A 24,654-nucleotide genomic window follows, 5' to 3' on the forward strand; every position below is an offset into this window, starting at 1 on the left:
CGAGTGATGTTGAGCAAGTGAAACTCTAATACTGTTGGCTGACCGCTACAATGTTAATGGGGAACGGGTTGTTGTTCGTCGCATGCATATACACCGAGCCGTTCGTGGCAGTCAGGTTGTAGTCATATACATCGTTGCTGTAAGTGTACTCAAAGGCACGTTGATCCGCCCGGCTGGTACCCAAAGTCCCTGTAATGGAGTGGCCGTCGTAGCTGTAAATTTCATTTACAGTGTTGCCCGTCCAGCCGTTGGTATTGACCTTGATCCACAACTCACCGTTTGCAGGAACCGTGAAGTACTGATAGTCATAACCTCCCATGTTTGCGTAGTCGAGCAACACGTCATAGTTGTTGAGGGGTGCAGCAGCCACGGAGACCGTCTGCTCGGCGCGGGTTTCGTTGCCCGAGCTGTCCGACACGATCACACTCAAGTCATGGCTGCCTGCTGTGGTGGGCACCCAGGTCGTGTTCCAATTGCCACTGGCGTTCGTGGTAATGGCGGTCACGTTGTCGCTCGCCACGTTGCTCGCGACCAACGCGTTATCGTCATACACCCGGATCTCACTGAGCATCACGTCGTCGGTAGCCGTGCCGCTCAGCGCACTGGACGCGCCGACTGCCGCATTGCTCACGGTATTGGAAACCAACGTGGGCATGACGGTGTCCGCGACCAAGGCGTTGGTCTCAATCGCCTTGCTGAAGTCCAGCGTGGTAGGGCCGTACACGGCGGTGTCGGTGCCGTCCACTTGTGTCCAGGCGTTAAAGCTGGCCGTGACATTCAGGGTGCTGTCTTCCGCCGTGCCACGGGCGGTGAGGTTGATGCCGATTTTGCTGCCTGCATTGTTCAGGACAGCGTCGGTGGCGTTGCCCAGGGTGTAGGTGACGTTGCCGATGTCGGTGGTGGGCACGGTCGCGCTCAGGCCAGTGACCGGGGCAATCTTGGGGGACAGCTTGAGGTTGAAGGTGCTGTTGGTGAACAGCAGGGGCGTGTTGGTGCTGAAGTCCAAGCTGCTGCTGGCTTTATGGAACACGGCATGGAACGTCAGACGCACGACTGCGCCGTCACCCTGGATCGTGGCAGTGTTTTCCGCAGCGGGGCCGTAGGCGAGCAGGGTGCTGCCGGTGGCGCCATCTTTGGCGGCGGTTTCGAAGGAGTAGGTGCCAGCGGGGAGGAGCAGGGTCTGACGGAAGGCGTTGCTGAGGTTCAGGGTCAAGGTCTTGGTGCCGGTGCCGGTGGGGTCAAAGGTGGTGCCGTTGAAGGCCACGAGTTGATTCTGGCTGTCGCGGACGTTCACGTTGAAGAACAACGGCCCCGCGTCGCCGGTCAGGCCTTGGGCGCGCAGACCGCCGAGGGCGGCGACGTCGACCTTGACTAGGGGAGCGGTGGCTCCGGGGGTGGTGACGCCGGGGGTACCTGGGGTGTTGGTGCCGCCGCAGCTGGCGAGGATGAGGGCAAGGGACATGAACGCGAACACAGTGGGGGTTTTACGCACAGAAACTCCTGTTCAGCTCCCCAGGGAGCTGAATTGAAAGGCGACGAGTGGCCTAGGGGGAGTTGCGGTGGGCGCACCACTTGCTCGGTCTGTGCCAGGTGCCCGGATACGGCGGCAGACGTCCTCGCGTCACAACAGGACGGCGCTCATGAGGCTTGACTCACGAACTTCATCTTCGTCTCATAGCGTGCAGCTGCGATTCTGACTCAAACCTTACAAGCCGGGTGGCGTGCTGGGGGGGAGGGGGAGGGGGAAACCCGAACGGTTTTCGCCCGACTGAGATGGACGGCAGGGTTCAGTCACCCCGAGAACACCAGACGACTCCAGTGAACCCGCCCCGCCCCAGCTTCGGTTGTGGGGTAGGTCTTGGTCAGCTTTCATTACCGTCCATCCCCTCATTGAGTTTTTCTGGATCAGTCTTCGGCTAAACTTCGAGCCACTTGATCGCTGCCTAGAGCGTGCCGACTTCCCCTCGGCTCGCCGGACTGCTGGAACATCATGCATCCCCACCGATCTAGAGGAGATCTATGCTCGAACTGAAACCCATGACGGCCGCTTCCTATGCCACTTTTTTGACGACGAGCCTCGTCAGCTATGCTCAAGAAAAAGTCGCCAGCGGGGAATGGCAGCCTGAAGACGCTCCTGAGAACGCGCGCCTTGAGTTTGCAGAGCTCTTACCTCAAGGGGTCGAAACCCCCCTCCAATTCCTGTTTGATCTGCATGATTTCTCCAGATCTGAACAGGTGGGCGTGTTGTGGTTTGCGCTGCGCGGTTCAGCCCAGCGCCGCCGCATTTTTGTCTATGACGTGCTGATCTATCCACAGTTCCAACGTCAAGGCTACGCCGCGAAGGCCTTTGAATTGTTGCAGGAAAAAGCGCAGACGCTGGAGGCCAAAGATATTCGGTTGCACGTGTTTGGGCACAACCAAGGCGCCATAGCGTTGTACGAAAAGCTGGGCTTTGTGATGACCAATATCATCATGCAATTGGATTTGTCCGCGTCTGAAGGCGTGTAGAGAAGGCTGGCGCAACCTTTGCCAGAGTGCACATGCGCGGCAGCGCCCCCGCTCCAGCTTCGGCTGATAAGGGGGGCGTTTTTGTTAAGGTCAGATGCCTTGAGCCGATGAATCCTTGATGTGTACTGGTTCACGTTTCTAAGACGTATCGGGGGTCTCTCCCCCCGAGACTGCAGGTGTTCCTTTCGGCCCTTCCCCTTGCTCGTTGGACTGGAGTCCTGATGTCGTATGCCCTGCCCCGCCTGTTGGTCGGTCTGACTTTACCCCTCGCTTTGTGGAGCTGCAGTCAGCCCACCAGTGCCACTGCGGCAGACCCCTATTCCAACGGCCAAAGCTACCCCTGGTCGCAGACCACGGCCCTGACCCCACAGTCGCTCACCCCCGGTCTCAATACCCTGCAATACGAGACCGCCCTTTTCGCCCGCAACAGTTGGGGACCGATGGAACGCAACCTCAGCAACGGCGAACAACAGGCCGGCGACGGCAAACCGTTGACCTTGAATGGCCAGGTATACGCTCAGGGCTACGGGGTGCACGCGGGCAGCGAACTGCGCTTCAGCCTGAAAGGCACGAACGGTGCACAGTGCACCCGCTTCACAGTCGATGTCGGCCTGGACGACGAAGTGGGCGCCAGAGGCAGTGTCATCTTTAAAGTCCTCCTCGACGGCGAAGTTAAGCGGGCCACCCTCCCCCTCACCGGCAACAGCCCAACTCAACAGATCGACCTGAATATCACGGGCGCTCAGGAATTGACCTTGATCGCGGACTCCGCGGGTGACGGCATCGATTATGACCACGCCGATTGGGCCGATCCCAAGATCTACTGCAACGATCAGGCGGCTGCAGTCCAGATGAGCCTCGACCGCTCCGAGCTCTCGATCTTCCACAAACTCAGCGGCACTCTGAACGCGACCTTTTCGTCGACCGCTCAGGTGGCTGGGCCGTTGACCTTGCGCCTGGAAAACGGGGATTGCCTTTAGAGCTGCTCACCACCTCGGTGCCGTTCATGGGGCCGGGACGAGTACGCATGCCGTGACGATCGGTGCGCCGAATGAGCTGTCTTATGACCCAGAACGTAATTTGTCGTCCTACCGCCTGATCGCCAGTTCGGGGGGGCAAGATGTGGCGAGTGCTCTGGTGACGATTGGGGTCAAGCCGCTCCAGGTGCACGCTTCTCTTGAACCCACCTTTGTCAGTGGCCGGGATGGTGAGATCAAATCGGTGACGGTGGTGTTGACGACGACGCCGCCGCTCCCGGGCCCGGTGCCGCTCGGCTTGCTCTTCGAGCCCATCAACAGTACTAAAGACTTCGTGGAGGTCTTGAGTATGGGGCCGACTCGGATGGAGGGCGGCACCATGCGGGCGGAGGCACAACTGCGCTTCTTTGACACGCCGGATCTGCCGGATCACCGCACGCTGATGAATGCCCTGATGCAGGTGTCGTTCGGGGGGACAGGTTACGAAATCTCTGGCTACCGCCAGGCTGGCTACGGTGGGAAAATGCAACCGACCCTAGGCCTTCAGCTGCTGCGGTAACCCCAGACGGATCGCCTGAGGAGATCAGCACTTCAGCGCCCCGCTCCAGCTTCAGCTGGCAGGCGGGGGTGCTTTTTGGTTGCAACATGACGCTGCTCGCTCAGCTAAGTACAACGCATTTAGCATGTAGACTTAAGCATGGCCCGTCCTGCCCGCCGCATTGACATTTCTGAAGACGCTGATGCGCTGCTTCGAGAACTGGAGACCAGTCCATCTACCCACCCGAAGGTTCGTCTGCGGGCCAGCATTCTCCGGCTGCATCGACAGGGCTGGAGCATTCCCCAACTCTCCGCGCACTTTGGCCGGAACCATCAGGCCATCCACCACGACTTCACCCGTTTCGAAGAGCGCGGCATTCCAGGATTGAGCGACGAGTGTCCACCGGGACAGCCTTCGAAAGTGACCCCCGAGATGGAGCAGCGCTTCTGGAACGCTCCACGGCTGTGCGAGTGCCTCGCACAGCAGTTTGGGGTGGGGATTCGACCTCGTGCATTGGCCAATCACCTGCAACGCCTGGGGTATAGCTGGAAACGCGCCCGGTATTCACCGGCTCAGACGCTCGATCCTGAACTCATTGCCCCGCATCAGGCTTCTTTGGAAACCCTAAAAAGGGGGCACTGGACGGCAAGCTGACCCTGAAATATCTCGATCAGACCGGACTTTCTCTGATGTTATCGGTGGGAGCGACGTGGTTTAAGCGGGGTTCCGGGCAACAGTTTGAGATCCCCACTCGGTGGGGATCGTCGGGACGGATCAACCTCATCGGCACCTACAGCCTGCACGCCTGCGAAGAACAGCTCGAAGTTCGCGAACTGGAAGGCAGCTGCAACGGGGATCAGGTCATCGCGTATTTGAACACCTTGGCCTCCGGCTGTGACCCAGATCAGCTCACGGTCGTCGTCCTGGACAATGCGCCCTTTCACAAGGGCGCGAAACTCAGGGAACAACGCGCGTCTTGGGAACAGCAGGGGCTGTTCCTTCGATACCTTCCACCCTATGCGCCCTTTTTAAACCTCATTGAGGAGGTGTGGCGGAAGCTGAAGGGCATCTTGATGCCGCGTCGTTGTTACAACGCCGTGACTGAACTTCGGGCCGCACTCGTGACTGGGTTGAAGATTCTTGGGGCAAGATTTATCTAGATGTTAAATGCGGCGTACTTAACTTTAATGACCACTCATGCACAGACCAACCGGGAACAGGTGCGCCTCCTCCGTGAGGCCCTGGCAGCAGCTCAAGCAAACCTGCCCACCATCCCTGTGCTGTGGCCCAGATGCAGCCCCAAGAATTCGCCGCCAAATGGCGTGTCCGCGCCCATGAAGTCACGGAAGAACAGGGCTATCAGGAGCATTACGCCGACGTCGCCTCCTCTACCAAACTCGCCCATCTGCTGGACGCCGCTTACCGTTAAGCCAGCAAGCGCCGCCTCACAGTTCAGATGAACGCGAATGAGTTTCTGTGGTGGAGCCTTCCACCCCTGCAGGAAGGAAGACCAGCGCCACCATCCCACCCAAAAGCGTGATGCACGCTGCGGTGATCAGCATCTGCACCGTCCCCACGTGCGGCCCAATCAGGCCGGCGGTGACCGTGGCCAGCACACCCACCAGCGCATTCGTCGTGCCTAGAGCGCCGTAGATCCGCCCCCGGTAGGCATCTGGGGTCACCTTCTGAATCATGGTCGAGAGGGCGACGTTCGAGACCACCATCGGGATCCCGAGCAGGGGGACGAAGGCGAACAGGAGAGGCAGCGACGACAGGCTGTACATGCCCAGCATCAGGAGGCCGACCAGGAGGGTGCCAAACGCGATCAGGGCACGCGGGGAAGCGCGGCCACCCCACCACGAGGACACCACGCTCCCGACGAGCGCGCCGGCGCCTCCCAGAGCGCTGAGCAGGCCGATGGTTCGGGCGTCTGCCTGCAACACCGCGACCAGGAACGGCGTGTAAAACGGATCCACCAGTGTGCCGCCCAGGCTGCTGATGCTCAGGACAGCCATCAGGGTCAAAATGACCGGGCTGCGCCAGATGACGCTCAGTCCTTCCCGCCATTGACGGCCCAGGTCACGCCAGGTGTGGAGCAGGGACACCGCTTGAGGCGGCAGGTCTGGCGTGAGGGGTGCTGACATTTGGAGCCGCAGGAACATCAGGCCCGCCAAGATGAACGAGGCGGCGTCGAAGAGCACGACGCCGGGAATCCCGAGGCTGGCCATCAGCACTCCGCCCACCACCGGGCCCAGCAGGCGTGCACCCGTCGTCCCCAGGGAGAGGGCGGCGTTGGCCTGCATCAGGTTCTCCTGGGGCACGAGGGCAGGGAGCAGGGCGCCCGCGACGGGCGTCGAGAGCGTACTGATCGAGAGTTCCGCGAAGGTGACCGCGTACGCTACCCAGATCAAGCCCGGCAGCGGGGCGAGGAGCAGCAGTGTGATGACCATGCCCTGGAGCAGGTGCGTGGTCACCAGCACGCGCTTGCGGTTCCAGCGGTCGGCCAAGACGCCTGCAAACGAGCTCAAGAGCAGGCCCGGGAGGTAAAACGACAGTGCGAGGAGGGCGGTGGCCAGGGTGGATCCGGTCTCCTGATAGATGAAGTAGGGCAAGGCGAGAAGCAGGGCCCGGTCACCGACCAGGGAGATCACCTCGCCCAACCAGAGCCGACGGAAGTTGGGAAGGGTCAGGAGAGTGGTCATAGGAGCCTCATGCAGAGCAGGGTGAGCGGTATCCTGGTGAAAATGACACTGGACGATTCACCCTGGGTATGGCAGCGCCTAGACGATCCCGAGGTGGCGGGTGTCCTGGCGGATGCACAGTCACGGCAATACTTTGAGCCGTTTATCTGGAGGGAGCGGCGGGTCATAGACGTGGCCGCAGAACTGGGCGTGACAAAGAACGCCATGTTGTACCAGGTGAACAAGCTGCTCTCCCTGGGGTTGCTGGAGGTGACCCGCAGCGAGGCGCGGGCTGGACGCGCCATTCGGTATTACCGGTCTTCCTCTCAGGGCTACTTCGTGCCGTTCACCGCGACTTCGGCGGAGTCTATTCACGCCCTATATGAATCGTCCCTGGATCACACCCGCCGCTCCGTCCTGTCGCTGCTGACTCGGGCGTGGAGCACGCTGGCCGAGGATCCCCGGTGGTTTGGACTGTATACGTATGGAGACGAGCAGGGGTTGAAGAGTCACGCCCTCCTGCCGGTGCGGCCCGCTTCGCTGGCGTCACCTGACCAGGGCATGTTGCAGTGTCTCCTTCAGGGGGACGTGCCAGCCATCTGGGATAACACCGCTCCCGTCAGTCTCTCCAGAGAGCACGCAAAGCAGCTCCAGAGAGAGCTGCATGATCTACACGTGAAGTACCAAGCATTACATGAGGATGCTGGAGGCGAGCCGTATGTCCTGCGGCTGACGCTTGTTCCCGTTTCCGAGCGTCGGTAGGGCCCTCAACGTCCGTCAGCATGGCCAAGCACAAGCATCCCGCAGCAAGCGGCGGCGGTTCTTGGAGAGCAGCGCCTGAAAGACTTGGTGACCGAGTTGCGCGACCAGGTGATGTTCTCAGGCGCTTGAAAACGCTTTGCCAGAAGTGGAGGGGATAACTGTTTCATTGACCTTAACCGCTCCAGGTTTCCGGAAATTCGTAAAACTTTCCGGAAATCCGTAATTTGTATTTTTTTTCTTTATCTCATATTCTCGGGCCATGCGCGTATATGGCATTACCAACGTCAAGGGCGGGGCCGGAAAAACGCACGCCTCTATTCATCTGGCCTACGAAGCCGCACGCTTGGGCAAGCGCGTGGCAGTCCTGGATCTTGACCCCACCCGGCAGAGCGTGAACTGGGTTGAGTTGGCCGGGCTGGGGCTGCCTGCTTTGCACCTGGACATCAAGCAAAGCGACCTCGAAGCGTACATTGAGCAGCTGCGGGCCGACGGTGACTTTGACGTGATCGTGATCGACACCCCGGCCAATGACCGCGACGCCGCCCTGGAGACGCTGATGGTGGCCGACGTGGCGATCATCCCGGTCGGAGTGGGCACCTCTGACACGGGCATGCTGGGCACCACCGAGCGCCAAGTCAAGCGGGCGCTGCAGCTGCGGCCCCATCTCAAGACCTTCATTCTGCTCAACCGTACCAAGTTCGCCCCCGCCCGCGAGCGCGAGACCGAAGAGGAATGCCGCAAGACGGGCATCCCGGTGCTGCAAGCCCGTGTGCCTCTTCGGGGCGACTATCAGGCAGCGGCGGGCAAGGTTCCCAAAGGCGAACATTACGGCGATGTGTGGCGGGAGATAAACGCATGACCCTGCGGCCCCCTCCCGCCAAAAAAGGCGCGTCCGCCCCGTCCATGCTGGACAAGAACCGGGAAGTCGAGGAACAGCAGGCCTCGCAAGACGCCCTCACTCTCCCGGCCCTCGCAGAAGCGCCCACCGGCAAATTCACGGTCTCCCCCATCCAGCTCGACACCATTGACGGCTTTGAGGAGATCTACCAGAAGCTCCGCAAGCAGCGCCGCACCCTCAAGCGCTATCAGGTGGCTGAAGCCCTGCTGGCCGCACTGGCAGAGCCCGTGGTGCTGGCCGAGGTCGTCAAGCGCCTGAAATAACCCGCACGAACAGACGTTCATCCCCTTATTCGAGGATGGACTTCGTATTGCAACTAAAAAAAAGACTCTGGTAAGGAAAACGGAAAAACGGATATATTTCCGGATTTCCGGAAGAGTAGAATCAGGCACTGTGGATGGTGGCAGCTTGGGCCTGTGGCACTTTGTGGCGTGGCCCTAGTTCCCTCCGCAGCAGTCGCAGCAGGAAGCTCATCACGGGTCAGGGGAGGGGAGAGGCGAGCTGTGCAACGCGTTGCCCGCCCTCGCCCAGCCTGAGGCCAGCACGCCAGGCTGAACACCTGACCGAAGCCGAGATGTACGCCGTGGGGCAAAAGGTACTGACTCAGCTGTGGCAGGCCGATGCCTCCGCTCTGCAGGTGGGTAGCTATACCAGCCCACATCCTGGCGCCTTGGTGTTCATGGCCCGCCAACGTGGCGGCACCGGACGTTCTGTGCGGGCAGGCACGGTGTACGTGTCGAAGCAGGCCCTCGACGATGACGTGGAGGCCGCCGCCCTGGAAGGCCTGGATTATCTGCTGACCCGCGTGCGGATGGAGACGTTTCCCGCCTGCCCGATGACGCGCAAGGCCCCCGTTCTCGCGGTGCGCGATTCCAAGGGCAGGCGGGTGATGCGTGACGGTGACAGCCTACCGTTCTAAACGGAACCCGAGAGTCCAGTTAGGCAGCGCCGTTGTGGTTGCGCCAACTGAGAAGCAGGGCTGGGGAAGAGCCTGCATACCCCAACTGCCGCGCGTATGCGAAGTCGGCATGCGTGGGCGGAATGCCGGGAGTCCAATCAGAGAGGTACAACACGCCCTCATAGGCGGCCATGCCCCATGAACCCTGCCAAGCCTGGTCTAACTTCACCGTCACCCGCAGGCGAACGTCCGGGATAGGCAGTGCGGGCGCGGGCGAGCGCAGCAGGCCGTTGAGTGTCCACACTTTTTCGGGATCCACGGCAGGTTCAACCACATTCACAGTGGGATCGGGGGGCACCAGCACGTTGACGGCTTTGGTTCCCCTTGCCAGCCACACGATCTTGTCGAACTCCGCCGTCATTCCCTCATGATGCGGCATTCCGGCCTCCTGGTGCCACCCGGTCCAGCAGCAGGTTCCCGACAGGCCGTAGCTCCAACAGGCCGCTCGCTTCAACCAGCGCCAGTGCCTGCCTCAGCCGTCCGTCATCACCCTGAACGCGGGCCAGCACCTCCCCCCGCGTAACACTGATGTTCCGCGCCGTACGTTAGGACGTCAAGGAGCGCCCGCGCATCTGCCGTCAGCGGCCCCGCCTGTACCGCACTCAGGCCAAGGCCTCCCGCGTTTGCGTGGCCGTCAAACTCGAAATTTCAATTTGGGATGGGACTGCGTTGCAATTTTCGTGGAGTTGCGCTTTGCCACAGTACCGCCAACAGCATGTCCTGCATGGGCAATGTCATGTTTCCACTTTGCCACGGTCAGAATGAAAGAAGCCGCCCAAAAGGATGCAACGAAAAAGCTCCACCAGTTCTTGGTGGAGCTTCAGCTTATGCAACAGCTCTCCAGGACATCAAATACATCATTATTGGGACACACTAAGGGTATTACTTCCTCAGAACGGCACGAACGGCGGCATTGGCATCCAAGAGCGGAAGTCCTCCCGAAACTCTGGCGCTGGAGAGCAGCAGCGCGCGCGTCTGAGGCGCCGTCAGGTCGGGATTCGCCGCCCGCATGAGGGCCACCACACCACTCACCAATGGGGCCGCCTCGCTGGTTCCCGCTGTAGTCGTGTACCTGTTGTTGGGCGCCAACACGAGGTGATCCTGACCGGCTTGTGCATCGTCGCACACGTCCACGCCCGCCCCTCCAGGCGCGACCAGATCCAGCCGACGGGTCAGGGTGTCGTTCGGACGGGCACTGTAACAGGCCAGTTGGGTGTCGCTGCTGCCGACCGCACCCACGGCAATGACGTTGGGATTGCTGGCCGGATAGTACACGCCCTCTCCACGGGTATTGCCCGCAGCAGCGACCAGCACGGCCGTTTGCGCAGCCGCATTCAGAGCCGTGTCTAGGGCAGCGTCTCCGGGATCTCCAGGAATGCCGAGGCTCATGTTGATCACTTTGACGCGCTGAGCAACGGCCGCATTCAGCCCCTGCGTGAGATCACTCGTGGAGGTGTTCCCAGCAGCATCCAGCACCTTGATGGGCAGCACCGTGCGTCCACTCCAGGTCATCCCGGCCAGCCCCACAGCATTGTTCGTGGCCGCGCCGATCAATCCAGCGACGCCCGTGCCGTGTCCCAACTCGTCGGTGTTCGCTGGGGTGTCCACGAACGACTGCCCGGGAAGGAGGCGGTCTTTGAGATCCACATGGGTGGCATCCGCTCCGGAGTCCAAGACAGCCGTCAACGCCCCAACGGGCGCCGCGCCGCAACTCTCCAGGTGATTCCAGGCACCGGCGGCATTCACGCGGGTCAAGTACGTTTGCGTGAGCGTGACATTCTGCACGGCGATTCCCTTGTTTCCAGGGAAGCCAGGATCATTGGGGAGGGCAAGCGACGAGTACACGAAATCTGGCTGAACCCGCAAGCCGGCGGCGGACAAGGTGGAGGCAAAAGCCTGATCGCCCTGGCCTGCAGGCGTGACCGCCAACGTGAGGTTCGGACTGATGCGCTGCGTGCGGATGGTGGAGAGCACCCGCAAGTTCTGAGCGACCAGTCGGGTGTGATCCTCCAGAATCAGCACCCGGCCAGGCATCCGCGCAGCAGTCCAGTCCGGTGCCCGGACAGCAGATGGACTGACGCTGGACACGCGGAGTGCCGCGGCGCTCACAAACCGGCTACAGGTCGGGGGGGTAACAGGTTCCGGCTCCCCCGGTCCACCGCAGGCTGCCAGCAGGAGAGGGAGGGCAAGAAGCGGGAAGCTAAGCAGGGGCGTGTTCATGGAGTAAGTGAATGGTATTCCAATCGTGCTGGCAGAATCTCATGTGGAGAGACGCTTGATCTTAGGTTCAGCGGTCATGGCGTCCCTTTGGCTTGCGCTTGACCGACCGCCGACGCGAGGCGCAGCCGCTCCAGCATTGCTCTCCCGTCCGGGGTGATGGCAAACAGCTTGGCCCGGCCCGCCGTGTCTCCGGGCTGCATGGGCACGACCTCCACGAAGTTTTGCTTCACCAGCTTGATCATCCCCTCCCGGATGGACTGATCGGACATCGGATTCTCGGAGAGGGTGTCGAGCTGTTCTGTCCAAGCCCGTTGGCTCTGACCGTCTGCAGACGCGGTTGCCAGCAGGCGGGCCTGAAGACTGCCGGGGACGAGCATGCGGGGCATGACGTTGGTCATCCTGTCTTCTTTAGCGCATTCAACAGGGCCAGGGCTAGCAAGGCGGAGTTGATCAGAAAGCTGCCCATTTAATCTGCCGCCTTCCGGATACAGGGCTTCGTGGCGGCCAGCCGTGAGGGCACAGGCTCCGGCGATGACCAGGCAGCGATAGGCGTCGCTCAGGCGGATGCGGCCCACCTCCTGCGGGATGCGGGCGAACGGCAGCTTCAGGGGATCACCCACCCAGCGCCGTGCGGCCTGATCGGCGGCCCGGCTGGAAGGAGCGGGCAAGTTGGAGGTCATACGGCACCCCCAAAGAGCGGCGTAGATGCTTTCTGACGCTCGGTATGCCCCGCCGCTTCCAGCCGGGCCGCCGCTTTGGGCTGTCTCAGCTATTCCGTGCGTTCCTCAGACAACAGAGCTTTACCGTAGGCCGCATGTACCGCATCCGCCACACGACCTTCCCCATCGGCAGAGCAGTCGAAGTCCCTCGCTACCAGATTGAAGCTGCTCCGGGCAACAAGCTGGAATTGATCCAGGAAGTGCGCCGTCTGCGGGTGGATTTTGCCACCTTTGATGCCCGCGCTGTCGCCTGTGCCACGGACATTCAGCCGGAAGGCTGGGAAATTCGGGGCCTCATCGCCGTAGACGCCGTGCATTTCGCCCATGCCCTCCAGCAAGCAACGGCCACCGGCACCTCGCGCAAGTTCGGGGCCGTGCTTGGGGATGAGTGGTATCTGCTGGCCCCGATTGAATGGCACGTGCCCCCACAGGCAGGGCAGTTCGTGGTTGTCGGCCTGTACCGCTGACCCTGTTCTCCGAAGACTTATAGTCCTGTGGGCAAGCAATGGGGAAGAGCGGGGTTTGGTGAATACGGAGGACGGTAGGGTACGCCGCATGTACCGCACCCGCCGCACCTCTTTCCCCCAGGGCATGAAAATTGGGTTGTGTTGCCTTCACCGGATCGGGGGAGGCTGACCCACTTTGACTGAGCCGAAACCCTACCGTCACCGATTCAAGGTGACGATGATCCAGCACGCCATTTGGCTCTCCCACCGTTTTCGCTTGAGCGACCGAGACGTTCAGGAATGATTCCACCAGCGCGGCCCAACAGGTCAGCCACGAGACCCTCCGCGAATGGTGCATCAAGTGTGGGCCGTTGTTCGCAGAAGAACTGCGCCAGCGAGAACCCCGTCGGGGTTTCCGCTGGCATCTGATTGAGGTGTACGACCGTCGATGGCGTCCGCCACTGGCTCTGGAGGGCGGTCGACGAGCACGGATTCGTGCAGGGTATCCTCCTTCAGCGGCACCGTCGCTGCCGGGGTGGCCTGAATCTGAGGCCACCCCTGCCCTCCATCTGCCCTGGGGCCGATTAAGGCAACACAACCGTCAAGACCACTGGCAGAGTGACGGCGAGCATCCCCAATACGATGCGGATGAGAACAAAGCGGTGCCAGGTGCAGGATATGGGTGAGGTGCTGATCGGTGAAACGTTCATGGTGCCTCTATAGAGCACTCTGATGGGGGAAATTTATTGTCGGCTCTACAACAAGTGCAGCATTGCCTTTCTGTTCTTCGCCCTTATGCACCAGATTCACCGCGTGGTGTGATGAGGACGGGCAGGCGTACGGTGAACTGCACGGGCCGCCACACGACGACTTGGCGCCACCAGGGCAAAGGAGAGGGGCTCTGGCGAACCAAGCGGGCAGTGGCTGCCTCTTCAAGGAACTTCGTGTTACGGTCGAGGGCAGCCTGATAGCGCTCTTCTAAAAACATACTTACCTCCGCAGCGGGTTGTGTCACCAGCCAAGAACAGGGATGTGTTGAGGAAACGTGAGGCTCAGGTGTCGTGCAGCGCGCCCGAGAAACCCATCACGATGAACGTGCTTTTCTTCGCGCTGGAGGTGTCGTCCTCTGAGGCGAGGTCCGTGAGAAGGCCGTCGAGAGCCGCTTGAGCTTGCTGGTAGTGCTCGGGGGTGAGGTGAACCGTCCGGATGCGCATCGCGGGAGGGTACGGCCCTTCAGGCGTTTGGGTAAAACTCTCCTCCTGCCCGCTTCCGTCCAGGTGCACCGTGAGCTGTGAACCGTCACCCACTGAGCTCTGTGGATCACGCCGAGCCTGCCACTCCAGAACGGCGTGTGCATAGGCAGTGGTGATGTCCCGCATGACCGGTTCGATCAGCGTCAAGGGTTCATCGAGCCGGACGAGGGCACGCGGAACGTGAAAGGTTTGTGCGACCACCTGGTACAGGACGCGTTTTCCTTGATGTCCAGCGACGTGCAGGAGGCCAGCATCAGCGAGTTTGCGGACGTGGTAGGCAATGCGGTTGGCCGGTTCTGCCAGGGCGTGTGCGGCTTGGCTGGGGGTGCGGGGGTGCAGGAACTGTTCCAACAGGCGGGCCCCGTAGGTGAAGTCCAGCAGCGCTTCGGCCTGTGCAGGCGTCCTCACCTGGAAGGCAGTGGTTCGGGCAACGGTCATGCCCGCATTGTGCGTTCTTCAAATTTCAATTGAAACCTGGAATTCTGAAAAAGACACCGCCGCCTGACTCAACACATATGTCCCTCTCCTCTTTGTCCTACACGACTCAAATACCACTTCTGGAGGCTTTGTCATCCTGATGACGTGAAACGCATGGGGGTCGAGGATAAGTCTGGAGTTGCGGAAACGGTTGGCGGTGGAGTGCCCCCCAAAAACAGAACGGCGTGAAGTAGAGACGAAAACTCGCCATCCCAGCCCTGATTTGTCAGGCTGGAAGACGAGGAGACGGCGTGAGACAGAAGCAGGTCACGGAAGAACAGATCCGGGAAGTTGCTCCAGGAGGCCAAGACCGGCCAACAGCCCACAGAGGAGTTGTGTGGGGACTTCGGATATAGCCCGGCGTCGTACGACACGTCGAAAAAGAAGTAAGGCAATACCATGGCGGATGACGCCAAGCGGCTGCGACACTTGGAGAAAGAAAATACACGTTTGTTGCGGATTGTGGGCGTCTTGGCCAAAACGGCACCCGTATGGGGCCTGGCCGCCAGCAGCGCCCCCTGATTGCGGCGGTCAAGGAGATGTGGGCAAAAAGCGCTGACAACCACTGAGAAGCGCGCTCTGGTGCACGAACGGATCACGCAGCGGGTTAAACCCGTTCGGGCTTGCTTCTTGGTGGGTTGACCCTAATCATCGTGGCACTCTCAATCGAAGCCGCGCCAGGACGATGAATTTTGTCGTCGGATTCGCGAACTGGCTTGGCAACATCCGCGACGTGGTTCCGGGTTCATCCACGCTTTGCTCGTCAAAGAAGGCAACAAGGTCAACAGGAAGAAAGTGAGACGAACCTGACGGGAGGAGCAGCTGACGGTCAAGAAGAAACCCAGCCGGAACATTCGCACCGGCAACCCCATCCCCATGAAAGCGGGCCGTGGCGACCACCTCTTGGTGGTCGACCTGGATCATGATGGGCAACTCCTGCGGGAGGTTCCGTATCCTCCGGGCACTTCCCCAGCCATCACACGTTCAGGACAGCCTCTCAGTCGATATTTCGGTTCTGGGGCCCTAGCAGGCGACGGCTCGCTCAGCGAATCCGACCTCTCTGATCGTATGTCGCATTTGGGGATGCCTCCCTATCCACCTTCTTCGTCATAAATCCTCTTCGTCGGGCCTGCCCTTCTTTGAGGTTGACCGTTGCCGCGCTGTGAGACGGCGCTCAAATACACTTTTTTCGATGGTGCCCTGTGCGTCCCATCCTCTAAGCTGCACAGGAATGTATGACACACAGGCTCAGGCCGCTGCAGAGGTTCACGCCCTATCCCGAAAGGCTGTTTCACACTTCCGGCTCTCCCCTCTGCTGCTCCTGCTCCTGTGGAGCGTCTCTGGGGCGGCGTCCCTGACGTCCTATACCGTCCGGGCGGGCGATACGCTGTTTAGTTTGGCGCAGCGCTCGGGCACCTCTGTGGAACGGCTCCTGCAGCTCAATGGGTCGATCCGTCCCGTCCTGAAGGTGGGTCAAGTCCTTCGGCTGCCCGGGTCTCTGTTCTCGCCGGCGGCCGTCTTAGTGCGCCCGGTCTCCAGCCCCGTTCGTGGGCCGTTGCCCCAACCCCGAGTGTCTCCCCCTTCTCTCCGGTTGCCCCGGCCTGACCTGTCCAAGATTTCCGGCCCCGTGACTTGGCCCACCGCGCCCGCAGCCACGGTGGCCAGCTTCATCGGTTGGTTGCCCTTGACGTCCAGTTCACCGATTGGGGACGCGTTGCCCGTGCGCACCTATCTCCACGGGCTGGCCTTTGACCGTCAGACCTACAACAACTGCGGCCCCAGTGCCCTCTCTGCAGTGCTGGGGTTTTACCGCGTGCAGATCAGTCAGGAGGCCATTCAGCGCACGGCCCGGCCCAACGGCGGCTACATGCAGATCAGCGCCATCGCCCCAGAATTGGCCCGCTTCAAGCTCAAAACAGCCGTGATTCGGCAAGGCCAACTCGCTCAAGTCAAGCGCCTGTTGGCCCTCGGGATTCCCGTGATCGTGCTGCAGTGGTACGACCGACCCGGCAATATCAACCATTTCCGGGTCGTGCGGGGCTATGACGACCAGGCCGGGATCTTCTGGATCAGTGACAGCATGGTGGGGCCGCTGACCTACCTGAGTTACCGCAGTTTCGACGTCCTCTGGAACACGCAGTCACGTCAACTGTTTCCGGTATATCCAGAAGGTTACGACCGCTTGGTGCAGGGACTGATGGCCAAAGGGAGCTAAGGGGCCAGCAGCACGGCCCCGCCAACAAATCACCTCTAGAGGTGTTCAGATGGAGTCTCCTTGGACGGCGTTGAGGGTCTGGGAGCGCACGTCCAGCCGTACGAAGGGCTAAGCTTTCGCGGACGCCTCCACCTGCGGCAGGAAAGTGATGCCCAGTGGTGCAAGGAAGAGAGCCAGACAGGCGCCGCTTGATTGATACCGGTGTGAATGTGAGTCGTGGGATCGAGTCAGGTCTTGTGCTGAACGTATCCTAGCCTGCTGCCTTGACCTGAAGGCAACTTTAATTTCTACCGGTATCAATAAAGTCAAGGAAGTGTGGCAGATCGGCAAAGGCTGAACCCCCGAACGCACCTCAAGCTGAGCTGCGTCAGAGCAGGTGGCCGGGCAATTCCTGATTGGCGCCTGGCCTGCTAACGCTCAGGCCAGGCGCCAATCAGGGCACTATGGCCCTCACACCCGTGGGCACTGCTGTCTGTCCATCAGTGTTCTGTCCCCAAGCGACGACCGAACCATCGGATTTCAGCGCCACATTGTGATACATTCCTGCCGCGATCGCGACGACGCCGCTCAACCCAGCCGGCACCGTCGAAGGGACACTATACCCCCAGCCGACAACCGTGCCATCCGATTTCAGCGCCACACTGTGATACCGCCCTGCCGAGATTGCGACGACCCCGCTCAGCCCAGCCGGCACCGTACTCTCGAAAAATTGATTGCCCCCCCAGGCGGTAACGGTGCCGTCCGACTTCAGCGCCAGCGTGTGATACGCCCCTGCCGCGACCGCCATCACACCGCTCATCCCGGCAGGCACATTGAGCTGCCTATCATTGTTGTTCCCCCAGGCGGCAACGGTGCCGTCTGATTTCAGCGCCACCGTGTGAAGCCACCCTGCCGAGACGGCGACCACGCCACTCAGCCCTGCCGGCACCGTCGTCTGGCCAGAGCCGTTAGACCCCCAGGCAACGACCGTGCCGTCCAATTTCAGCGCCACTGTGTGGTAGCTAATGTGGCCTGCCGCCAGGGCAATGACACCATTCAGCCCTGCAGGCACCGCCGTCTGGCCATTGCTGTTACTCCCCCAGGCGGCCACCGTACCGTCCGATTTCAGCGCCACACTGTGCTGCGCCCCTGCGGCAACACCGACCACACTGCTCAGCCCAGCCGGCACCGTGGTCTGGCCAGAAGCGTTGCCCCCCCAGGCGGCCACCGTGCCGTCTGACTTCAGGGCCAGCGTGTGCGTTTCCCCGCCCCCCAGGGGGATGAAGGGCGAGGTGCGCATTGAGACAGAAGCCGTCTGAGCACAACTGCTGCTGGCGGCCAGCGTGCTCTGGCCCTGAACCGTGGCAGTCTGCCGTTGCAGTGGGAAGGACGCCACGGGGTGCACCAGATTGTTGGTCACAGTGAGGGTCGCCGGGGTCAGCGTCTGCAAGGCATACGGAATCGAAAACTGGCTCCCGTTCGCAGCCAACGTCACGCTCGGCTGCGACTGCGTCCCACCGAGGATGGACGGCAGAGTTGGAGCGATCACGGTGAGGGTGCTCTGGGTGTTCACCAGCGTGCCCGTGGGGGCACTCCGCGGTCCAGCGGTGCGCACCCGGCACACTGGCCGGCTGCCCGTCGCGATGGTCGCGGGAGTCAGGGCTGGCCCCAGTAGGGTGCGAACCTCCGCCCCGGGCAGCGCTGCTGCCCGCAGTTCAACGGCCGCCTTGCCCGCAGCGTCCTGCTCTTCGAGGCCCTGGGTGACGGACGTGACGATGTTGCTGGCGGCACTCACCAGTAACCTGAAGCTGAAGACATCCTCGTTCGCTGTGGCCTGGATCGGCACGGAGAGGGCGAACGTGACTTCCCCCGTGCCGCCCACCGGGATCACCCGGCTGCCACTCGTGGTGGTCGTCACAAAGCCGTACGGCAGCAGGTCATAGGTGGTGCCGCTGGCGTCCACCTGGGCCTGCAACGCGTCGAGTTCTCCGCCCGCCGCATCATCGAAGACCTGGAGACCGGCGGTGGTCTGATCGACCTTGAGCGTTGTGCGGGAACCATACATGGGCTGAGTGGGCAGGATCTGCGTGGCGAGACTGACGGCCGCGGCGGTTCCACCGAAGGTGTTCATGGCTGTGATGGCCGAGTCACCCAAGGTCGCGTTGGATCCGAGGCGGCGCACGGCCACATAGGTCAGGTTCTGCAAACTGGTGGTGCAGTTGTTCGTGACGGGGAAGGTCGCCTGCATGTAGCGCTTGCCGCCGAAGTCGACGGTGCTCTGTAACAGGCTAGACCCGAGAACCACGCAGGGCCGGTCGGTATCCGTGAGGGCCTGTGGGGTGAGTAGCCTTGGCGCGGTCGCCTGGAACTGCGAGCTGGTTGCTCTGAACTCGATTTCGATCACACCCAGCTTGGGGGCCGCCTGCGTCGGTGTGGTGGCCAGGGGCAGATCTGGACTCGGGGGTGTGGAACTGCAGGCAGTGAGGAGAGCCGTTAAGAGCAGCGCTGCACAGAGGGAGCGCACTTAGAACATCTGGCGGTCTGGGTTCAGACCGGGCAGGGAGAGGCCCCCAGGGCCAAGACCAACACTCTGCACGAGGGTGACCACCTGCCAGGGCCCCAGGTCTTGCACATGAGGGGGCTGGTAGGGCAGAGCAAGCGGGCATGAAGGTTGAAGAGTGGACGTGGGGGCAGGTTGTTTCTGGGGGGTCATAGAACTCCTTGGATCGAGTCGGCGCAACTCAGGTCAGCCGCAACGAACGGCACATCCTTAAACACTCTGCGTTATGACAGCGTGACTGTCACAAAACAGTGACGCGGTAAAGAACGCTGGCCCTCCTTTCTCTGCGCTGAGCAGGTCATTGAAGACCTCCGCACGGTTGCCTTGGCCTGACCTGCCGTGAGATTGCGCCTGGAAGGGGTTGCGTCGGGAAAGCTGTGTCCATTCGCAGAAGAGCTAGTAAGTCAGAGCGAGGGCTGACCTCCAGTGATCCGGTCATGGGAATGGTCACATCGACCGCTGATCCACCTTCCCTTTGGGGATACCTCGATCTTGCGGCTCTTCCGCACTCCCGATACCGCTGGCTTACTCAGGCAACTTGTGCGGGAAGGCCTGTGAAGGCAGACACGCGAGTTTTGGCGCGGGGACGCCCGTTGAGATGATCAGCGACGCGAAGCAAGTTGAGCGCTGAGACCGTACAGAAATGTTGCAGACGTGTCTTGGTCAGCCCGCAATAACGTGACCGGCGCATGCCGGTCACCCGGACGCCGACAGAGATGGTGCCTTCGGCTCCGGCACGCTCGGCGTACAGGGCCGCAAACTCTTGGGTTTGTGTCCAAGATCGCCACTCCAACAGGGCTTCATGACGGTCTCTCTCTTGGAAGGTGACGGTACGCCGCGCTGCCGTAGTGCAATCTGTTTTGAACGCACAATTTTTGCATGGAGTGATTGAGAACTTTACTTTCACCACGGCTCGCTGCCGATGGTCGACCTCAACGTCAATGCCCAGCTCGCGGGCTTCGCGGGCGACCCGCCCAGCATGGTTGCTCCCTTCTGAGGAGCGGCTGGTGCAGGCGCCGCGGATCATGCCCGTCGCGGGGCGGGAGTCCTGGTGGGGGAGGGCGCGGTTCTCACGACCCCGCCCGGATCTGCCCGGCCAGAGCCTGCGTTTCGGCCTCCGGCTCGGCGCCCAGTTCCTCGGTGAACCGCTGCCGCCACAGGCCGTATTGCCGCAGGGCTGCCCCCCGATGTCCCCAGCCTCCGTTCGACCCCCTGTCCACTGAGGGAGACTGTATGTCCGCCTGAGCCCGCGCTGGAGCAGGTGAAAGAGTGCCTGCATGTCCAAAGGTAAAATTCTGACCCCCACCAGACCCATCCCCTGATCCCGACACCATTGAAGCCCTGAAACTGGAAGGCCTGCAGCCTGCGAACGATCAACCTGTGGCCGCCTTGTTCAAACTCTGGACGGGCGACCGCGAACACCTCTGTGGCCTCTACCGACGAGCAGACGCCGTGCCGCTGCACGTCAAAGAGGCCAGTCGAGTGCCGGTGCGCTCCTTAGAGTGGGCTTAAGGCGACGCCCGAACGGTGCGCGACTGCTGCTCCGCCCAGCGCCCCTTAAACTGGCACGATGACTTCGTCGTCTCCAGCCGTGTTCAGGGTAGCGGTCGCGGTGCGGGAGGAGTCGTTTTTCTTGTCCCCGCCGTCCCCACCACTCAACGGTGAGCAGCTCCTGATCCCCGTGGACTCTGCTGCGCAGCCCGCCTCCCGGACGACGCACTGGACGCCCAGGCCCACCCCCTCTTCGACCATCTATCCTGTGCCCTGACCCCGGAGATGCCCCATGACCCGACCTCTTGATCGTCGTGCCCCTCAACACCGCGTGTCTTTCGCGGAAGGGGCGGCCACTTGGGCCCGCATCGCGGCGCTGTCGTTCGGCGGCCCGGCCGGGCAAATCGCCGTGATGCACCGCATCTTGGTCGAGGACAAGCGCTGGATCAGTGAAGAGCGCTTCCTGCACGCCCTGAACTACTGCATGCTGCTCCCCGGCCCGGAAGCCCAGCAGCTGGCCATCTACATCGGCTGGCTGCTGCACGGCACCAAAGGGGGCATCGTCGCGGGCAGTCTGTTCGTCTTGCCGGGTTTCCTGTCCATCTTGATCCTCAGCATCATCTATGCCCTGTATCAGGAGACCACGCTGGTTCAAGCGGTGTTCTTCGGTCTGAAAGCCGCCGTGCTGGTTATCGTGCTCGAAGCCGTACAACGGATTGGGAAGCGTGCCTTGAAACACCCGCTCTTGGTGGTGCTGGCGGGCCTGGCGTTTGTCGCCCTCTTCTTCTTCAATGTGCCTTTCCCCCTCGTGGTGCTGGGGGCCGGGCTGACCGGGTACTTCGGAAGCCGCGTCCGTCCCGAAGTGTTTCAGGGAGGCGGGGGGCACGGCGGCCCCAAGTCTGGCGAAGAGGTGAAAGCCGCCGTGATTACTGCCGAGACCGCCATGCGGGTCATCCCCAGCTGGAACCGCTTCTTCCGCATCCTGTCCACCGGCCTCGCGGCGTGGTTCGGCCCGTTGCTGCTGATCGGCTCCGTCTTCGGGTTCGGCAGCGTCTTCTGGCAGCTGGCGACGTTCTTCAGCACGATGGCGGTGGTGACGTTCGGGGGGGCGTATGCCGTACTCGCTTACGTGGCGCAGCAGGCAGTGCAGGTCTACGGTTGGCTGAGCCCGGGGGAGATGCTCAACGGGTTGGGCTTGGCCGAAACGACCCCCGGCCCGCTCATTCAGGTCGTGCAGTACGTGGGCTTCCTGGGAGCCTTCCGTGACCCGGAGGGGTTAACGCCGCTGGCCGCGGGCGTCCTCGCATCGGTGGTCGTGACTTGGGCCACGTATGTGCCGTGCTTCCTGTGGATCTTCCTCGGGGCACCGTACATCGAGCAGCTGCGGGGCAACCGGGCGCTGTCGGGGGCCCTGACGGCGATTACGGCCGCGGTCGTGGGGGTGATCTTGAACCTGAGTGTGTGGTTCGCGCTCAACACCTTGTTTGCGAAAGTCGCTGAGCTGCAGGTCGGCCCCTTGCGCCTGTATGCGCCGGACTGGCGCACCTTGAGTGTGCCGTCTCTGGTGCTCGCTTTGATCGCTGCTTTCGCCCTGTTCCGCTTCAAGCTGGGCCCCATTCCGACGCTGGCCATGACCACCGTACTCGGCGCGCTGTACGTGCTGCTGCTTCAGGGCCGGTAGTCTGCCCAGATCCGCGTTCTCGCCCTGATCGCCTGACCACCCCCGTTGGGGGAGCGGATGCCGACTGACAGGCCGAGTTTTTAATCAAGCCGTCTCCAAGCCGACGCCCAAGGATGAAAGGGAACCTGCCGTTTCACCCTCCGCTCCCTTCAGCAGCGAAGGCACAGATGACTGAGCCGAACAGTCTTCCCGACGAAGCCCGGCAGAGGTGCGCCCTGCGTAAGGAACTCACCCGCCTGACCAGCGGCCACCATCAACTCAAGCACCTGCGCGGTCAAGAACTCCTGCTGCGCTTTCTTCCGCACGCACGAGCGGGGCTCAACCTAGCGAAGATGCGGATCTACGCCAGCTGCGATGAGAGATTCCCCATCAGATGTGTCCGATGGAGGAAGAAGGATTGATTGTCAATAAGCAAGCGGTGGCGAACATCAGTGGCCCTCTCTGAACCCGAGGCGATCCCGTTTTGCAACATGGGGTCGCCTCGTCCATCAGCTTGCTCCAACCACGGCCGAAGCGAAGAGTTTCGCCATGCAGCGCTTTACTCATATTTTTAGCATTGCAGATGGCGGAATTGACTGCCTTCGCTAGGTTGAGCCCAATAACCGCGCATTTTCTTTGTTCAGGTGACGAAGCTGCTCGGCTTCATCAGGACTGGTGTCGCCGTATTCCTTTTTCGACGTGTCGTACGACGCTGGGCTGCACCCAAAATCCCGGCATAAGGGTGGGCTCCCCGCCTCTTCTCGCGTCTTGGAGCACCTTGATCAGTTGATCTTCCGTGAACTGCCGATGGTCCATGACGTCTCCTCGCGTTCCAGCCTGACCCTTCACGGCTGGAATGGCGAGCCTTGGTCTCGACTTCACCCCACCCAATTTTTGAGGGCATTCTAGGCCATAGCAAGCTTGGAGCGCTGAACCGGATAAGCAGTCATGAGAGGCAGGATCATTGAACAGGGAACAGCTGACGCTGTTCCCTGTTCACTTTCCCACCGAACTCTGCCTCTCCTCACACTGCGCTGGACAGCAGTCTCCTTAAAACACCCTCTACTTGATGTTGCTGTTAATTTCCTTCAAGGCCCCCTCCAAAATGGAGGCGTAGTTGGGATTGGGTTTCTGTACGCTCTGGCTGACGGCGCTGCCCCACGGCCCCCAGACCGATCCCATCTGCGGCACGTTGGGCATGGGCGTGCCTGCCGAGATCGCTTTGCCGAACCCCGTCACCACCGGGTCTGCCTTCAATTTCGTGCGGGCGGCCAGACTGACTGGAATGCGCCCACCGGCCTGATTGAACGACACCTGCGACGTGCTGGTGATCAGCCGTTTGGCAAACTGTGCCGAGGCATTCTTGTTCTTGCCGTACGCGTTCAGCACCACACCCTGCACGCCCACGAACGGCGACCACTTGGAGGTGGCTCCGGGAGGGGTTGGCAACGTGGTGATGCCGTACTGAATCCCCGCTTTTTTGATGTCGCCCATGTCCCACGGCCCGGTGATGATCATGGCGGCGCGGCCATCCACAAACGCGCTTTTGACGACGTCGTTTGACACGCCTTCGGGCACGAGCTTGTATTTGTAGCGCAGGTCGTTCATCAGCGATACGGCCTTCAGCGCCCCCGCGTTGCCGACCCCCACGTCTTTCACGTTCAGGGTTCCGGCATTATTTTTAAAGATGTAACTGCCGTAAGCGCTGAAGATGCCGTAGTTGGCGTAAGCGTTGGTGAGATCCACCAAGAAGCCGAACTTGCCGTTCCCCGTATTTTTCTGGGCCACCGAGATAAATTCATTCCAAGTGGTGGGCGGCGTGGGCACCAGCGCTTTGTTGTAGATCAGCGCCATCGCTTCGGCAAACATCGGAAAGCCGAACACTTTGCCCCGGTAGGTCATGGCACTCAGGGCGGTGCGGTCGGTATCCGAGGTCGAGAGAATGTAGCGGTCAAGTGGTTCCACCACACCCGACGCGGCCAGTTGCCCAAAGCGGTCTTGCGGCAGGGTCACGATCAGGTCTGGCCCCTGACCTTTGGGCGCCCCCTGAATCAACTTGTCGGGAATTTGGTCGAGGGGCACGCTGACGATGGTGACCTTGTTGCCGCTGGCCTTGGTATACGCAGCGGCCTGCGTCTGTAACCACGAGACTTCGGCGGCGTCTGTAAAGTGGCTCCAGACGGTCAGGGGGGCGGCACTGGCACTCGCGGCGAGGGTCAACGACAGCAGGATCAGGACTTTGTTCATGGTGTTCTCCTGGAGGGTGAAACCCGGAAAAGTTCCGGTGGTGGGGCTGGACTTGAGTGAGGTGG

General features: G+C 61.4%; 27 protein-coding genes and 1 pseudogene. 16 read left to right on the forward strand and 12 right to left on the reverse strand.

Annotated elements, in window-relative coordinates; genetic code table 11:
* Positions 1-25: 25 nt before the first annotated feature.
* On the reverse strand, positions 26-1,492 hold the full coding sequence (locus M1R55_RS22795; RefSeq protein WP_249395679.1) for an Ig-like domain-containing protein: 1,467 nt from the start codon (positions 1,490-1,492) through the stop codon (positions 26-28).
* Positions 1,493-2,019: 527 nt separating this feature from the next.
* Between M1R55_RS22795 and M1R55_RS22800 the strand changes: the two genes are divergently transcribed.
* From M1R55_RS22800 to M1R55_RS22825, 6 genes are all read left to right on the forward strand, one after another.
* On the forward strand, positions 2,020-2,508 hold the full coding sequence (locus tag M1R55_RS22800; RefSeq protein WP_249395680.1) for a GNAT family N-acetyltransferase: 489 nt from the start codon (positions 2,020-2,022) through the stop codon (positions 2,506-2,508).
* 221 nt (positions 2,509-2,729) lie between these two features.
* The gene (locus tag M1R55_RS22805; protein WP_249395681.1) at positions 2,730-3,488 is read left to right on the forward strand and encodes an NPCBM/NEW2 domain-containing protein; all 759 of its coding nucleotides are present in this window, start codon (positions 2,730-2,732) and stop codon (positions 3,486-3,488) included.
* Between the two features lie 52 nt (positions 3,489-3,540).
* Positions 3,541-4,044 carry a hypothetical protein gene (locus tag M1R55_RS22810; protein WP_249395682.1) on the forward strand — a complete coding sequence of 168 codons (504 nt, stop codon included), beginning with the start codon at positions 3,541-3,543 and terminating at the stop codon, positions 4,042-4,044.
* Between the two features lie 138 nt (positions 4,045-4,182).
* The gene (locus M1R55_RS22815; protein WP_249395683.1) at positions 4,183-4,677 is read left to right on the forward strand and encodes a winged helix-turn-helix domain-containing protein; all 495 of its coding nucleotides are present in this window, start codon (positions 4,183-4,185) and stop codon (positions 4,675-4,677) included.
* 2 nt (positions 4,678-4,679) lie between these two features.
* Complete coding sequence (locus tag M1R55_RS22820) at positions 4,680-5,183, forward strand: transposase (protein WP_256566065.1); 504 nt, start codon at positions 4,680-4,682, stop codon at positions 5,181-5,183.
* Positions 5,184-5,314: 131 nt separating this feature from the next.
* On the forward strand, positions 5,315-5,452 hold the full coding sequence (locus M1R55_RS22825; RefSeq protein WP_249395685.1) for a hypothetical protein: 138 nt from the start codon (positions 5,315-5,317) through the stop codon (positions 5,450-5,452).
* A gap of 16 nt (positions 5,453-5,468) precedes the next feature.
* On the opposite strand, the gene M1R55_RS22830 is transcribed toward M1R55_RS22825, so the two are convergent.
* A complete protein-coding gene (locus M1R55_RS22830; protein WP_249395686.1) occupies positions 5,469-6,725 on the reverse strand; it encodes an MFS transporter in 1,257 nt (418 codons plus the stop codon).
* Positions 6,726-6,767: 42 nt separating this feature from the next.
* Between M1R55_RS22830 and M1R55_RS22835 the strand changes: the two genes are divergently transcribed.
* The 4 genes from M1R55_RS22835 (at position 6,768) to M1R55_RS22850 (ending at position 9,283) form a co-directional block, all read left to right on the forward strand.
* A complete protein-coding gene (locus M1R55_RS22835; RefSeq protein WP_249395687.1) occupies positions 6,768-7,466 on the forward strand; it encodes a hypothetical protein in 699 nt (232 codons plus the stop codon).
* A gap of 259 nt (positions 7,467-7,725) precedes the next feature.
* Positions 7,726-8,325 carry a ParA family protein gene (locus M1R55_RS22840; RefSeq protein WP_249395688.1) on the forward strand — a complete coding sequence of 200 codons (600 nt, stop codon included), beginning with the start codon at positions 7,726-7,728 and terminating at the stop codon, positions 8,323-8,325.
* Positions 8,322-8,627 carry a hypothetical protein gene (locus tag M1R55_RS22845; protein WP_249395689.1) on the forward strand — a complete coding sequence of 102 codons (306 nt, stop codon included), beginning with the start codon at positions 8,322-8,324 and terminating at the stop codon, positions 8,625-8,627. The genes M1R55_RS22840 and M1R55_RS22845 overlap by 4 nt, the downstream gene beginning before the upstream one ends.
* A gap of 311 nt (positions 8,628-8,938) precedes the next feature.
* Entirely contained in the window at positions 8,939-9,283 is a 345-nt protein-coding gene (locus tag M1R55_RS22850) for a hypothetical protein (RefSeq protein ID WP_249395690.1), read from the forward strand.
* Between the two features lie 19 nt (positions 9,284-9,302).
* Here M1R55_RS22850 and M1R55_RS22855 read toward each other — a convergent pair whose 3' ends face one another.
* The 3 genes from M1R55_RS22855 to M1R55_RS22865 form a co-directional block, all read right to left on the reverse strand.
* Complete coding sequence (locus M1R55_RS22855; protein ID WP_249395691.1) at positions 9,303-9,701, reverse strand: hypothetical protein; 399 nt, start codon at positions 9,699-9,701, stop codon at positions 9,303-9,305.
* A gap of 503 nt (positions 9,702-10,204) precedes the next feature.
* Positions 10,205-11,542 (reverse strand): S8 family serine peptidase, encoded by a 1,338-nt coding sequence (locus tag M1R55_RS22860; RefSeq protein ID WP_249395692.1) that lies wholly within the window; start codon positions 11,540-11,542, stop codon positions 10,205-10,207.
* Between the two features lie 74 nt (positions 11,543-11,616).
* A complete protein-coding gene (locus tag M1R55_RS22865; protein WP_249395693.1) occupies positions 11,617-12,222 on the reverse strand; it encodes a hypothetical protein in 606 nt (201 codons plus the stop codon).
* A gap of 44 nt (positions 12,223-12,266) precedes the next feature.
* On the opposite strand from M1R55_RS22865, the gene M1R55_RS22870 reads away from it, so the two are divergent.
* Together M1R55_RS22870 and M1R55_RS22875 are read left to right on the forward strand one after the other, a co-directional pair.
* Complete coding sequence (locus M1R55_RS22870) at positions 12,267-12,728, forward strand: hypothetical protein (RefSeq protein ID WP_249395694.1); 462 nt, start codon at positions 12,267-12,269, stop codon at positions 12,726-12,728.
* 175 nt (positions 12,729-12,903) lie between these two features.
* A pseudogene (locus tag M1R55_RS22875) lies at positions 12,904-13,232 on the forward strand (IS6 family transposase); the annotation flags it as partial.
* A gap of 268 nt (positions 13,233-13,500) precedes the next feature.
* Here M1R55_RS22875 and M1R55_RS22880 read toward each other — a convergent pair.
* On the reverse strand, positions 13,501-13,695 hold the full coding sequence (locus M1R55_RS22880) for a hypothetical protein (protein WP_249395695.1): 195 nt from the start codon (positions 13,693-13,695) through the stop codon (positions 13,501-13,503).
* A gap of 64 nt (positions 13,696-13,759) precedes the next feature.
* A complete protein-coding gene (locus M1R55_RS22885; RefSeq protein ID WP_249395696.1) occupies positions 13,760-14,398 on the reverse strand; it encodes a helix-turn-helix domain-containing protein in 639 nt (212 codons plus the stop codon).
* Positions 14,399-15,148: 750 nt separating this feature from the next.
* On the opposite strand from M1R55_RS22885, the gene M1R55_RS32390 reads away from it, so the two are divergent.
* Positions 15,149-15,247 (forward strand): hypothetical protein, encoded by a 99-nt coding sequence (locus M1R55_RS32390; RefSeq protein ID WP_371827306.1) that lies wholly within the window; start codon positions 15,149-15,151, stop codon positions 15,245-15,247.
* A gap of 421 nt (positions 15,248-15,668) precedes the next feature.
* Entirely contained in the window at positions 15,669-16,652 is a 984-nt protein-coding gene (locus tag M1R55_RS22895) for a LysM peptidoglycan-binding domain-containing protein (RefSeq protein WP_249395698.1), read from the forward strand.
* A 433-nt stretch (positions 16,653-17,085) separates the two neighbouring features.
* On the opposite strand, the gene M1R55_RS22900 is transcribed toward M1R55_RS22895, so the two are convergent.
* From M1R55_RS22900 to M1R55_RS22910, 4 genes are all read right to left on the reverse strand, one after another.
* Positions 17,086-18,936, reverse strand: a complete 1,851-nt coding sequence (locus M1R55_RS22900) for a hypothetical protein (protein ID WP_249395699.1) — start codon at positions 18,934-18,936, stop codon at positions 17,086-17,088.
* 219 nt (positions 18,937-19,155) lie between these two features.
* Positions 19,156-19,344, reverse strand: a complete 189-nt coding sequence (locus M1R55_RS22905; protein WP_249395700.1) for a hypothetical protein — start codon at positions 19,342-19,344, stop codon at positions 19,156-19,158.
* A gap of 376 nt (positions 19,345-19,720) precedes the next feature.
* A complete protein-coding gene (locus M1R55_RS32395) occupies positions 19,721-20,218 on the reverse strand; it encodes a transposase (protein WP_371827302.1) in 498 nt (165 codons plus the stop codon).
* Between the two features lie 43 nt (positions 20,219-20,261).
* Positions 20,262-20,411, reverse strand: a complete 150-nt coding sequence (locus M1R55_RS22910; RefSeq protein ID WP_249395701.1) for a BTAD domain-containing putative transcriptional regulator — start codon at positions 20,409-20,411, stop codon at positions 20,262-20,264.
* Between the two features lie 160 nt (positions 20,412-20,571).
* Here M1R55_RS22910 and M1R55_RS31870 point away from each other — a divergent pair, with 160 nt between their 5' ends.
* Together M1R55_RS31870 and chrA are read left to right on the forward strand one after the other, a co-directional pair.
* Positions 20,572-20,703 (forward strand): hypothetical protein, encoded by a 132-nt coding sequence (locus tag M1R55_RS31870; RefSeq protein WP_256566057.1) that lies wholly within the window; start codon positions 20,572-20,574, stop codon positions 20,701-20,703.
* A 271-nt stretch (positions 20,704-20,974) separates the two neighbouring features.
* Positions 20,975-22,363 carry a chromate efflux transporter gene (chrA, locus tag M1R55_RS22915; RefSeq protein WP_249395702.1) on the forward strand — a complete coding sequence of 463 codons (1,389 nt, stop codon included), beginning with the start codon at positions 20,975-20,977 and terminating at the stop codon, positions 22,361-22,363.
* Between the two features lie 1,041 nt (positions 22,364-23,404).
* Here the strand turns inward: chrA and M1R55_RS22920 are convergent.
* A complete protein-coding gene (locus M1R55_RS22920) occupies positions 23,405-24,589 on the reverse strand; it encodes a maltose ABC transporter substrate-binding protein (protein ID WP_249395703.1) in 1,185 nt (394 codons plus the stop codon).
* Positions 24,590-24,654: the final 65 nt, after the last annotated feature.

Origin of the sequence: Deinococcus sp. QL22 (assembly GCF_023370075.1) — a bacterium.
In the GTDB taxonomy this organism is placed as follows: domain Bacteria; phylum Deinococcota; class Deinococci; order Deinococcales; family Deinococcaceae; genus Deinococcus.

Excerpts from the sequence above, each read along its gene's own strand:
- M1R55_RS22815 (WP_249395683.1), top strand. The coding sequence starts at position 4,183 with ATGGCCCGTCCTGCCCGCCGCATTGACATTTCTGAAGACGCTGATGCG.
- M1R55_RS22840 (WP_249395688.1), top strand. The coding sequence starts at position 7,726 with ATGCGCGTATATGGCATTACCAACGTCAAGGGCGGGGCCGGAAAAACG.
- M1R55_RS22825 (WP_249395685.1), top strand. The coding sequence starts at position 5,315 with ATGCAGCCCCAAGAATTCGCCGCCAAATGGCGTGTCCGCGCCCATGAA.
- M1R55_RS22855 (WP_249395691.1), bottom strand. The coding sequence starts at position 9,701 with ATGCCGCATCATGAGGGAATGACGGCGGAGTTCGACAAGATCGTGTGG.
- M1R55_RS22885 (WP_249395696.1), bottom strand. The coding sequence starts at position 14,398 with ATGACCGTTGCCCGAACCACTGCCTTCCAGGTGAGGACGCCTGCACAG.
- chrA (WP_249395702.1), top strand. The coding sequence starts at position 20,975 with ATGACCCGACCTCTTGATCGTCGTGCCCCTCAACACCGCGTGTCTTTC.
- M1R55_RS22845 (WP_249395689.1), top strand. The coding sequence starts at position 8,322 with ATGACCCTGCGGCCCCCTCCCGCCAAAAAAGGCGCGTCCGCCCCGTCC.
- M1R55_RS22920 (WP_249395703.1), bottom strand. The coding sequence starts at position 24,589 with ATGAACAAAGTCCTGATCCTGCTGTCGTTGACCCTCGCCGCGAGTGCC.
- M1R55_RS22835 (WP_249395687.1), top strand. The coding sequence starts at position 6,768 with ATGACACTGGACGATTCACCCTGGGTATGGCAGCGCCTAGACGATCCC.
- M1R55_RS22870 (WP_249395694.1), top strand. The coding sequence starts at position 12,267 with ATGCCCCGCCGCTTCCAGCCGGGCCGCCGCTTTGGGCTGTCTCAGCTA.
- M1R55_RS22800 (WP_249395680.1), top strand. The coding sequence starts at position 2,020 with ATGCTCGAACTGAAACCCATGACGGCCGCTTCCTATGCCACTTTTTTG.
- M1R55_RS22905 (WP_249395700.1), bottom strand. The coding sequence starts at position 19,344 with ATGACCCCCCAGAAACAACCTGCCCCCACGTCCACTCTTCAACCTTCA.
- M1R55_RS22805 (WP_249395681.1), top strand. The coding sequence starts at position 2,730 with ATGTCGTATGCCCTGCCCCGCCTGTTGGTCGGTCTGACTTTACCCCTC.
- M1R55_RS22860 (WP_249395692.1), bottom strand. The coding sequence starts at position 11,542 with ATGAACACGCCCCTGCTTAGCTTCCCGCTTCTTGCCCTCCCTCTCCTG.
- M1R55_RS32395 (WP_371827302.1), bottom strand. The coding sequence starts at position 20,218 with ATGATCCGCGGCGCCTGCACCAGCCGCTCCTCAGAAGGGAGCAACCAT.
- M1R55_RS22895 (WP_249395698.1), top strand. The coding sequence starts at position 15,669 with ATGTATGACACACAGGCTCAGGCCGCTGCAGAGGTTCACGCCCTATCC.
- M1R55_RS22865 (WP_249395693.1), bottom strand. The coding sequence starts at position 12,222 with ATGACCTCCAACTTGCCCGCTCCTTCCAGCCGGGCCGCCGATCAGGCC.
- M1R55_RS22880 (WP_249395695.1), bottom strand. The coding sequence starts at position 13,695 with ATGTTTTTAGAAGAGCGCTATCAGGCTGCCCTCGACCGTAACACGAAG.
- M1R55_RS22830 (WP_249395686.1), bottom strand. The coding sequence starts at position 6,725 with ATGACCACTCTCCTGACCCTTCCCAACTTCCGTCGGCTCTGGTTGGGC.
- M1R55_RS22850 (WP_249395690.1), top strand. The coding sequence starts at position 8,939 with ATGTACGCCGTGGGGCAAAAGGTACTGACTCAGCTGTGGCAGGCCGAT.